7 protein-coding genes are annotated in these 11,358 nt (G+C 37.7%); 6 read left to right on the forward strand and 1 reads right to left on the reverse strand.

All coding sequences use genetic code 11. The features are described 5' to 3' along the window. The first annotated feature begins 1,123 nt into the window (after positions 1 to 1,123). From AAIB49_RS10725 to AAIB49_RS10740, 4 genes are all read left to right on the forward strand, one after another. Positions 1,124 to 3,988, forward strand: a complete 2,865-nt coding sequence (locus AAIB49_RS10725; protein WP_343458069.1) for a 2-oxoglutarate dehydrogenase E1 component — start codon at positions 1,124 to 1,126, stop codon at positions 3,986 to 3,988. After that, positions 3,975 to 5,228: a 2-oxoglutarate dehydrogenase complex dihydrolipoyllysine-residue succinyltransferase gene (gene odhB, locus AAIB49_RS10730; protein ID WP_343458070.1), complete on the forward strand. Its 1,254-nt coding sequence runs from the start codon at positions 3,975 to 3,977 to the stop codon at positions 5,226 to 5,228. The genes AAIB49_RS10725 and odhB overlap by 14 nt, the downstream gene beginning before the upstream one ends. 145 nt (positions 5,229 to 5,373) lie before the next feature. Next, complete coding sequence (locus tag AAIB49_RS10735; protein WP_186869262.1) at positions 5,374 to 6,561, forward strand: NupC/NupG family nucleoside CNT transporter; 1,188 nt, start codon at positions 5,374 to 5,376, stop codon at positions 6,559 to 6,561. A 389-nt stretch (positions 6,562 to 6,950) separates the two neighbouring features. After that, entirely contained in the window at positions 6,951 to 7,334 is a 384-nt protein-coding gene (locus AAIB49_RS10740) for a DUF3139 domain-containing protein (protein WP_339216090.1), read from the forward strand. Between the two features lie 171 nt (positions 7,335 to 7,505). Here the strand turns inward: AAIB49_RS10740 and AAIB49_RS10745 are convergent, their stop codons facing one another. Then, a complete protein-coding gene (locus AAIB49_RS10745) occupies positions 7,506 to 8,876 on the reverse strand; it encodes an MATE family efflux transporter (protein ID WP_343458071.1) in 1,371 nt (456 codons plus the stop codon). Positions 8,877 to 9,094: 218 nt separating this feature from the next. Between AAIB49_RS10745 and AAIB49_RS10750 the strand changes: the two genes are divergently transcribed. After that, positions 9,095 to 10,165: an undecaprenyldiphospho-muramoylpentapeptide beta-N-acetylglucosaminyltransferase gene (locus AAIB49_RS10750; RefSeq protein ID WP_186869264.1), complete on the forward strand. Its 1,071-nt coding sequence runs from the start codon at positions 9,095 to 9,097 to the stop codon at positions 10,163 to 10,165. Positions 10,166 to 10,288: 123 nt separating this feature from the next. Further along, complete coding sequence (locus AAIB49_RS10755; protein WP_343458072.1) at positions 10,289 to 11,308, forward strand: DUF3231 family protein; 1,020 nt, start codon at positions 10,289 to 10,291, stop codon at positions 11,306 to 11,308. The last annotated feature ends 50 nt before the right edge of the window (positions 11,309 to 11,358 follow it).

The following is an 11,358-nucleotide window of genomic DNA, read 5'->3' on the forward strand; positions in this document are numbered from 1 at the left end:
TGCTGTAGCATAAGGGGGATTGTTTGTAACTTTGTTTGGGAGTTTGCGGTGGAAAAGGTAATAGAGGGAGAGTATCAGTGCCCTAATTTGGGAGATTACGGTGGAAAAGGTAACAGAGGAAGTCTGTCAGTGCCCTAATTTGGGAGATTGCGGTAGAAAAGGTAACAGAGGGAGGCTGTCAGTGCCCAAAAAGTAGAAAGCACGGTGAAATAGGTAACAGAGAGAGTCTGTCAGTGCCCAAAAAGTAGAAAGTGCGGTGAAAAAGGTAACAGAGAGAGTCTATCAGTGACCGAAAATTAGAAAGCACGGTGAAAAAGGTAACAGAGAGAGTCTGTCAGAGCCCAAAAAGTAGAAAGCGCGGTGAAAAAGGTAACAGAGAGAGTCTGTCAGTGCCCAAAAAGTAGAAAGTACAGTGAAAAAGGTAACAGAGAGAGTCTGTCAGTGCCCGAAAAGTAGAAAGCACGGTGGAAAAGGTAACAGAGAGAGTCTATCAGAGCCCAAAAAGTAGAAAGTGCCGTAGAAAAGGTAACAGAGAGAGTCTATCAGAGCCCAAAAAGTAGAAAGCGCGGTAAAAAAGGTAACAGAGAGAGCACAACCCGGAACTTATCTCCCATAAAAATCCATACTATATCGAGTAATCAAACCCAGACATCCCCCCACAAAACCCCAGCCAAACAAAAAACCAGCTCCAAATCGAAGCTAGTTTCTCTTATTTCGATTATTGATTTTTCTTAGGTACTCCTGGTTTGCCTTCATAGCCAGCAGTGAAGATGGATACTAGAAATGTTACTGAAACACCTATAATTAGGGCTAACTTCATGTTGGGGCCTCCTTTAAATTAAATACATATGTAAGAAAAGTTCATTATATCTGTCCTCATTATAGCGAAAAATATTCAGAATGTGAACTAAGATTGGTTACAATTGTATGAAATGATAAGTAAGAAAATTCGGCAAATTACTAATTCGATACAATTCTAGAATAATGGGCATAAGATATATTGTTTCCGCCCTGAAAATAAGGTATATTAGTTGATGTAGAATTAAGTCAGTTCTATAATAGAATTGCAATTAAAAACCGTTTTCATACGGAGAAATGTTAACTTCTAATGGGGGTATAAGACGTGGCACAAAATGATGAATCTTCACAAAGATTCTGGGGAGAGTTTCATGGTCCTAACATGGGGTATGTGGAAGAACAGTATGAGCTATATAAAGAGGACCCTCAAGCTATTGATCAGTCTTTAAGACAGTTGTTTGATCAATATGGAGCTCCTAATTGGTTGGGCACTTCAACCGATAGTATTCAACAAAGTTCTACAAGCACTTCCATAAGCGATGTCAAGAAAATTACCTCAACCTATAGATTAGTTGAGGCTATTCGTCGTTTTGGACATTTGGAAGCAGATATTTACCCAGTAAATATTAACGAGGAAAGAAAATCGGAATTACTTAACCCACAGACCTATGGTTTAACAGAAGCAGATTTAAAAGAAATTCCTGCTAATTGGGTTTGGGAAAAAGCGCCTGTCGGTGTGGATACAGCGCTTGATGTCGTTCGTGAACTAAGAAAATATTATACGGGTACGATTACATTTGAATATGACCATGTAGATAGTGATAAAGAAAGAGCATGGTTATCCGATTATATTGAGTCAGGAAAAGCTCGTCTAGATTTAACCAATGAAGAGAAAAAGCAACTATTAGATCGTTTAGCAAACGTAGAAGGTTTTGAAGGATTTTTACAGAAGACTTTTGTCGGACAAAAGCGTTTCTCTATTGAGGGACTAGAATCCATGGTTCCTATGCTTGATCATATTGTTAAATATGCGACAGAAGATAAAGTGGAAAATATTATGATGGGGATGGCACACCGTGGTAGATTAAGTGTGCTAGCGCATATATTAGGTAAACCAATGGATAAAATCTTCTCTGAATTCCATCATTCACCGAACAAGGAGTTAATTCCTTCAGAAGGTTCTAGAGGCATTAACTATGGATGGACTGGAGATGTTAAATACCATTTTGGTGCGGTTAAGGATGTAAAAGATGGAGAAGAAACAACGATAAAGATTACTTTAGCACATAATCCATCACATCTGGAATTTGTTAATCCGGTAGTAGAAGGATTTGCTAGAGCAGCACAGGATGATCGTACGCAAAGTGGTTATCCAAAGCAAGATGTTTCTAAAGCGATTCCAGTATTAATTCATGGTGATGCTGCATTTATCGGGGAAGGTGTCGTTGCAGAAACATTAAATCTGGCAAATTTACCTGGATATAGAACCGGTGGAACATTACACATCATTGCGAATAACTTGCTAGGGTATACAACGGACAGGGAGGATGGCCGTTCAACTCGTTATGCAAGTGATTTAGCAAAAGGATTCGAGATTCCAGTTATTCACGTAAATGCGGACGACCCAATTGCTTGTGTGTCAGCGATTAAACTCGCTTATGACTATCGTCAGAAGTTCAACAAGGATATTTTAATAGACTTGGTCGGATATCGTCGTTATGGTCACAATGAAATGGATGAGCCTAGGGTGACACAACCTAAGCTATATAGCCTGATCGATAATCATCCAACTCCTGCCAATGTTTTTGCTAATGAATTAATGGGTAAAGGAGTAGTAACTAAAGAAGAATTTGACCAAATGGTAGATAAGGTTGAACAAAATCTAAAAGCAATTTACGATGGTATGAAAGAAACGGAAATTGCTAAAGTAGAATGTAAACCAATGCCAGATGCTCTAAATACCGATTTAGAAAAATATGAAACTGCTGTATCCATGGATGATTTAGTATCGCTTAATGAAGAATTATTCAAGCGACCTGAGGGCTTTACAGAAAATAAAAAGCTTGCAAGAATCTTCAAGCGTCGTAAAGAAGCATTAAACGAAGGAAATACAGTTGATTGGGGTGCAGGGGAAGCGCTTGCTTATGCAAGTATCCTTAAAGATGGTATTCCTATTCGTTTAACAGGTCAGGACTCTGAACGTGGTACATTTGCACACCGTCATGCCGTTTTAAATGATGCGGTTACAAACGAAAAGTATAGTATCTTTCATGGGGTAGACACTAATGCATCGTTTGAAGTCCGAAACAGCCCACTTTCCGAAGTGGCGGTTTTAGGATTTGAATATGGCTATAGTGTTCAAGCTCCTAATACATTAGTTCTATGGGAAGCACAGTTTGGTGACTTTGCTAACGTAGCACAAACGATCTTTGATCAATTTATCTCTGCTGCCCGGGCTAAATGGGGAGATAAGTCTAATATGGTTATGTTGTTACCACATGGCTATGAAGGACAAGGGCCTGAACACTCTAGTGCAAGATTAGAGCGTTTCTTACAAATGGCAGCTGAGAATAACTGGATTGTTGCGTATGTAACGTCATCTGCGCAATTCTTCCATCTAATTCGAAGACAGGCAGCTTTACGTAATAAGGAAGAAGCACGTCCATTAGTACTAATGACTCCTAAGAGTAGCTTACTTCGAAATCAACGTATTGCGTCAGTTGCGAAGGATTTCACAGAAGGGAAATTCGAGCCACTACGTAATCAACCAAACTTAAAAGTAAGTAAGAAAAATGCGAAACGTTTACTTATTGGTACTGGTAAAGTCATGGTAGATATTGAAGAGGCTATTGATAATTCTAATGAAAAGTATGATTGGCTACGCGCAGTGCGATTAGAGCAAATTTATCCATTCCCAATGAAAGAGTTGGAAAAAGTGATAAAAGAACTTCCAAATCTTGAAGAAATTGTTTGGGTTCAAGAAGAACCGAAAAACATGGGAGCATGGGATTTTGTAGATGATTATCTAAGAGACCTAGTAAAACCAGGTCAAAGCTTACGATATATTGGACGCCCAGATCGTTCAGCGCCAGCTGTTGGTGATCCAAATGTGCATAAAGCAGAACAAGAGAGAATTATACAGCAAGCAATTAACCCGACATTAGGAGGAGATTCCAGTGAAAGAAATTAAAGTACCTGAACTTGCCGAATCGATTACAGAAGGAACAATTGCCGAATGGTTAGTAAAAGTGGGGGATACAGTAGAAAAAGGTGACCCTGTTGTAGAATTAGAAACAGACAAGGTTAATGTAGAAGTGAATGCTGAAGTTTCCGGTGTTATTGCTGAAATCGTACGTGAAGAAGGCGATGACGTAGTAGTTGGTGATGTTATTGCAAAAGTTAGTGCTGAAGGCGGCGCAACTCCTGAGCCTGCTAAAGAAGAGGCAGAGGCACCAGCTAAGGAAGAAACTCCAGTAGCAGAAGCTCCTAAAGCTGAAGCGCCAAAAACGGAAGAAGAGTCTGGTTCAAGCCGTGATATTATTGCTTCACCAGCAGCAAGAAAACGCGCTCGTGAATTAAATATTGATTTAAGTACGGTAGCAACTCGTGATCCGCTAGGGCGTGTACGTCCGGAAGATGTGGAAACTGCTGCTAACGCTCCAAAGCAGACAGAAACGCCTGCACCAGCTAAGAAAGAAGCACCTAAAGCGGAAGCAACAGAGTACAATAAGCCTGTTGAAGTTGTTAAAATGTCTCGCCGACGTCAAACAATTGCCAAACGATTAGTAGAAGCACAGCAAACAGCTGCCATGCTTACTACTTTTAACGAAGTAGACTTAACCAATGTAATGAAGCTTCGTAGCGAGCGAAAAGATAAATTCGTGGAAAAACACGGTGTGAAGCTTGGTTTCATGTCATTCTTTACAAAAGCAGTTGTTGGAGCATTAAAAGACTTCCCACTGCTAAATGCCGAAATTAATGGTACAGACCTTATCGTTAAAAAATACTATGATATCGGTATTGCCGTTTCAACAGATGATGGATTAGTAGTACCAGTTGTTCGTGATGCAGATCGCTTAGACTTCGCAGGTGTTGAGCGTGAGATTGCTAACCTAGGTAAAAAAGCTCGTAATAAAGAGCTTGGAATTCAAGAACTACAAGGTGGCACCTTCACGATAACAAATGGTGGAACATTCGGATCTATGCTTTCTACACCAATCTTAAATGCACCACAGGTTGGGATTTTAGGAATGCATAATATCATTAAACGTCCAGTTGTGATGCCTGACGATTCTATCGAAGTTCGTCCAATGATGTATTTGGCACTTTCTTATGACCATAGAATTGTTGATGGTAAAGAGGCAGTTCAGTTCTTAGTTCGAGTGAAACAACTACTGGAAGATCCTTACGATTTATTATTAGAAGGATAAATAATAGTCTTTCCCTGCTATAACGGGAGTTATAGCAGGGATTTTTATTTTTGGGAGTGAGATATTATCTTTATTCCTGTTATTACAACTTAAATTGGGTATTATTAATAGAGTAATGTAGACAACTTAGGAGGAAATACATCATATGAATATTATTCTTGGGATAGTAGCAATCATTGTCGTTTTAGTTATTGCTTATTTATTATCAAATCAACGTAGTTTAATTAATTATCGAGGAATTGGAGTTATGATTCTTGCCCAACTCCTCATTACATGGTTCATGTTTTCTACAACGATCGGTCAAACGATTATTAATGGCATATCATCTGTATTTAATAAATTGATTGAATTCGGTAATGCAGGAGTCGATTTCATACTTGGTGGTGTCATGCAAGCAGAAGGTGGCGTCTTTTTCTTTGATGTCTTACTGTTAATTATTTTCTTTGCTACTATATTATCTGTTTTAACTTACTTGAAGATACTTCCAATGATCATCAAATATTTAGGCGGACTTATTTCTAAAATTACGGGGCTGCCAAAAGTAGAATCGTTTAATGCAGTGAATAGTATTTTCTTTGGACAGTCCGAGGCTTTAATAGCTATTCGTTCACAGTTCCATCACTTAACAGCGAATCGATTATACATTGTCAGTGCCTCTGCGATGGGGTCTGTTTCAGCATCTATTGTCGGAGCATATATGCAAATGTTACCGGCAGAATATGTATTAGTGGCATTACCATTAAATATGTTTAGCGCCTTAATCATTGCATCGGTAATTGCGCCAGTGCATGTTCCAAAAGCGGAGGATAAGGTTGATATTTCAGATGTTTCTAATGATAAGAGTATATTCGAAGCGATGGGAAATGGTGCATTAGAAGGTGGTAAAATTGCGCTAATCGTAGGTACGATGCTAGTAGCATTTATCGCTGCATTGGAGCTTGTTAACTGGATTATTCAAGCTATTTTTGCTGGTGTTACCCTTCAACAAATACTCGGCTATGTACTAGCACCGATTGGTTTTCTAATGGGTATCCCAGCTAGCGAAGTAATAGAAGCTGGTGGTATCATGGGAACTAAGATTGTAACTAATGAATTTGTAGCCATGTTAGAATTCCAAACATTGTTAGGACAAGTATCAGAAAAAACAGTAGGGATTGTAACTGTATTTTTAACATCCTTTGCTAACTTTTCATCCATTGGAATTATTGCCGGAACAGTTCAGGGAATTGACCGAGAAAAGGGTGGAGAAGTATCCAAGTTTGGGCTAAAACTCTTATTAGGAGCAACTTTAGCTTCTATCTTGTCGGCAACCATTGCAGGTTTGTTTATTTAACCATATAAGGACACAATCAAAAGGCTTGAGGAATAGGACCTCAAGCCTTTTTGAATTAATCTTTATTCTGAGACGTTTATACGCAACTACTTCATACTAACTACATTATAATTATTAGTTAATTTAGAATTTAATTACAAATATGGTATAATCGTTATAGAGTATACAAATTTAAACACGTACTACTTCAGTTGAAATATTTATGGAATAAGCAGTGCTTCGGGACGAATGAATTCCCTAACGATTCAAAGATAATCTAGATGGAACAACATATTGATTCAGAATATTGTTGGCAAAGTTCATAACGGAAGTTCGTAAAGAGAAAGGCTTTGTAAGATTTGGTGCTTCTAGTGATAACGAATAGTTTAGTAGAAGTGGAGGTATTCGTATTGGCATTTGAAAAAAATAAGATGCCGATGTTTCATAAGGTATCCTTAATTGTGTTCCTTATTATCCTAGCCATTTTCTTGTCTCCGTTTTTGTATGTGGAAATAAACAAATATATCTATGAAAAAAGAGTGACTAATTATCTTATCAATGAAAAGGGATATGATAAATCCGAATTAGCATCTGTTGAAGGGGTTTTTGGATTTAAAGCTCCACAATTTTATACAACCGTGATTTTTGAAAATGAACTATCTATAACATACACATACTTTTCCCATGATAAAGTGTTGCAATTTGATTATGAAATTATAGATGATAAACATAAGGATATAAAAAAGGAAGAACTACAGAATTATGATTTGGAAGGTTCAATTGGTTATAAGTAGTACATTGAAGGGTCCTATAATAGAGAATAAATAAGACGCTTGGAATTCTGTACCGATATATAGAAGTTAGAGTGAAAATCTAACATGTTCGGTAATTGCTATTTCAAGCGTTTTTTTGATGGGCACTGCTTTCTAGATAGGGAACGAAAAATGAAAAAACTCATCCACCAATCAACTAGCGGATGAGTCTATCATTTCTTTCTGGTATTTTTTCTGAATGAATAGTAGTCTTCCTAATAAGGCAATAGCGCCTGCACTTAAGCCGACGATGATGCCTACCCAATAGCCAAATGGTTCCAAGGAAGTGAAGTTAGCAAGTCCCCATCCTGTTGGTAAACCAATCACCCAATAAGAAACAAGGGCAATAACTAAGGTCATATTCACATCTTTATAGCCTCGTAGTGCTCCTTGAATAGGAGCGGCAAAAGCATCGGCAACCTGAAACACAATTGCAAAGCCAATAAATTGAACCGTTAAATGAATCAAATCTGGATCTGAATTATACAATCCAGCTACCCCTTCTCGGAAAATATAGAGGATGGCACCATTGAATAATGCAATAAAGATTCCACCACTTATTCCTAGAAGACCATAGATTTTTGCATCATGCATTCTTTTGGCACCGACTTCGTATCCAACAGTGATTGTCAATGCAATTCCAACACTTAACGGAATCATATAGAGAAGTGAGGCAAAATTCATAGCAGCCTGGTGAGCTGCAATTGTATTGGTATTGTATGTGCTCATCAGCAATGTTACAGCAGCAAATATACTGGTTTCAAAGAAAATGGCAAATCCGATTGGTACACCAATCTTTAATTGCTCTAACCAATCCGTAACCTTAGGCTTGACCCATTTTGTAAACAAGCTATAACCACGAAATGGATGCATCCTAGCTAAAATCAGAAAGGCAATAACACAGGTCACCCAATAGGTTAGTGCTGTTGCAATACCAGCTCCAATTCCGCCATAAGCAGGCACACCAAGCTTACCAAAGATAAACATATAATTAAATAGGATATTAATTGGTAAAGCGATTAAAATAATCACCATCGATATGCGTGTTTGTCCTAAAGCGTCAATAAAACTTCTTAACGTATTAAAGATGAATAAAGGAATAATACCAGTACCTAATGTAATAAGATAATACTTGGCGATATGGTTCACATTCGCTTCTAAACTCATCATTTGGAGAACTGGATCTAGTAGAATGAATCCAATGAGTAGGATGACAACTGCTAGCCCGATGGAAAGATAGATGGCCTGTTGTACTTTTTGACTGATAGATTGGTCCTCTTTCGCACCTAATAAATGGGCAATAATCGGGGTAATTGCTAGTAAAATCCCATTAATCCCAGTAAATACAGGTACCCATAAGCTAGAGCCTATAGCTACTCCTGCTAAATCTTCTGCTCCAGCCTGCCCAGACATGACTGTATCAAAGAAGGTCATTAGGTTTAAGCTTACTTGTGTAATTAAAATGGGAAAGAAAATATAGATAAATAATTTCAACTTTTGTTTTAAACTGTTAGTCTGATACATATAATGCTTCCTTTTTCCGATATTTTTTAATAGGATAGAGAGGTAATGGTTTATCATGCATAAACGTAATTATACGATGATGTGGAAAGAAAAGAAAGTGTATAGAAAGATGTCTAGCGAAAGTAAGAAATCAGGGCCTCTTGAATTCTCGTTTGCGTCGCTAAGTAGGCATTTCTAAAGCTTTTTTAGTAATTGGAAAGAGGGGACTTCAAGATATTATGAAAAACAAACGAATTCTATTCACAGGCGGTGGCTCTGCAGGACATGTTATTGTCAACTTGGCATTAATTCCTGTATTCCAGCGAGAGGGATGGGAAATTGATTATATTGGTTCTAAAAATGGAATTGAACGCACATTAATTGAACAGTTAGAGGGTGTCACATATTATCCAATCTCAACTGGAAAATTACGACGGTATATGTCGATAGAAAATATGAAAGACCCATTCAAAGTAATGAAAGGTACACTTCAAGCCTGGAGAATCATCGGGAAACGTAAGCCGGCAGTTATTTTCTCTAAGGGTGGTTTTGTATCTGTTCCGGTTGTTCTTGCTTCTAAAATGCGAGGTGTTTCGGCAGTCATTCATGAATCGGATTACACACCGGGTCTTGCTAATAAACTAGCCATTCCATTCTCGAAGAAAGTGCTAGCAACCTTCCCAGAAACAATGAAATACTTACCCGAGAACAAAGCGGAATATGTTGGTGCAGTTATTCGCGAGGAGCTATTTCAAGGTGATAAAGACAAGGGACTTGCATTATGTGGATTCAATCGGACCAAGCCAGTGTTGTTAATTATGGGTGGTAGTGGTGGTTCTGAAAAAATAAATGCAACCATTCGAGGCACACTCGATGAAATACTACCTCAATTCCAAGTGGTTCATATTTGTGGAACTGGTAAAATAGATGATTCCATTAAAAAAGATGGCTATATACAATTTGAATATGTAAATGAAGAGCTAAAAGATATATTTGCAGCAACAGATTTCGTCCTATCCCGTGCAGGATCGAATGCTATATTTGAATTTTTAGCACTACAAATTCCAATGCTACTTATTCCGCTATCAAGAGAAGCAAGTAGAGGGGATCAAATTATTAATGCGAAGTCATTTCAAGATAAGAGCTATGCTCGGGTTCTAGAGGAAGAGGATTTAACAGATGATACCCTCGTAAAGGAACTAGAGAAATTAGTTCAGCAAGCACCAATCATGCTAGACAAAATGAAAGAATTTCAAAGTGAAAAATCACGTGATCGAGTAGTTGAAATAATCAAAGATTCCGTTAAATAAGTGTATGAGCATGTTCTTGTCTCTTAAGTGAGGCAAGAACATTTTTAATGAGGTGAAATCTGATAAAAAAGAAAAGGTAGGAGATAATATACGTAATTATGAACCATGCTTAGGAGGTAAGCCGTGAATAATAATATAAATTTAACTTCAGGAGAAATAGCCTCACTTTGGACTAATTACATGAATGACAGTATGTCAAAATGGGTACTGCTTTATATGTTGAAGGATTTAGAAGATAGCGATATTATTCCTATTGTTCAGCATGCTAGTGAGCTTTCTATATCTCATTTAGAGAAAATGAAGGAGATATTTGAAAAAGAAGATTACGCGGTACCGATGGCATTTGAGGAAAACGATGTGAATATGGAAGCGCCATGGCTATATACGGATATTTTCTGCTTAAACTATGTGAATCATATGGCAAGGGTAGGGATGGTTGCCTACAGTGGATTTCTTACGATGTGTACGAGAAAGGATATACGAGATTATTATACACAAGCATTACAATCCACAGCCGAACTATATAATCGAACATTAGATATTCAACTAGAAAAAGGGGTTAATGCACGGCATCCATATATTATGGTGCCTAAAGAAGCGGATTATGTCCGTAGTAAACAATATTTAAGTGGTTTAAAACCTTTTAATGAGAAGCGACCACTAAATGCTATAGAAATTTCCTATTTATATATGAATATTATGACTAATGCTTTAGGAATGAAGCTTTGTATTTCTTTTGCCCAAACCTCTCCAAATAAAGAAGTACAGGAATTCATGCTAAGAGGAAAGGAAATTGCGAAGAAACATCTTAAACTATTTAACGATTTGTTAATGAAGGAGGATATCGAAGCTCCTGAGGTACCTGATGTAGCTGTTAGTGATTCAACAACGTGGACCTTCTCTGATAAAATGATGATGTTCCATGTCTCTTTATTAATGCAAGCAGGGGTTGGAAACTATGCCACTGCAGCTGCAGCAAGCCAACGAAGCGACCTCATGCTTAATTATGAGCGATTATCCTTGGAGGTAGCTGCCTATTCCAAAAGTGGAGTAGACATCATGATTAAAAATAAGTGGCTAGAACAACCACCAGAGACTAAATCACGAGATAAGTTGGCTAGAGAAAAGGATCGGATAGATTAGTTATAAAGAAAAAGCGTGTGAAACCTAAAATAAGATTCCACATGCTTTTT

The organism is Ornithinibacillus proteolyticus, from assembly GCF_039581225.1.
Classification (GTDB): domain Bacteria; phylum Bacillota; class Bacilli; order Bacillales; family Amphibacillaceae; genus Ornithinibacillus; species Ornithinibacillus massiliensis.

Excerpts from the sequence above, each read along its gene's own strand:
- AAIB49_RS10735 (WP_186869262.1), top strand. The coding sequence starts at position 5,374 with ATGAATATTATTCTTGGGATAGTAGCAATCATTGTCGTTTTAGTTATT.
- AAIB49_RS10745 (WP_343458071.1), bottom strand. The coding sequence starts at position 8,876 with ATGTATCAGACTAACAGTTTAAAACAAAAGTTGAAATTATTTATCTAT.
- AAIB49_RS10750 (WP_186869264.1), top strand. The coding sequence starts at position 9,095 with ATGAAAAACAAACGAATTCTATTCACAGGCGGTGGCTCTGCAGGACAT.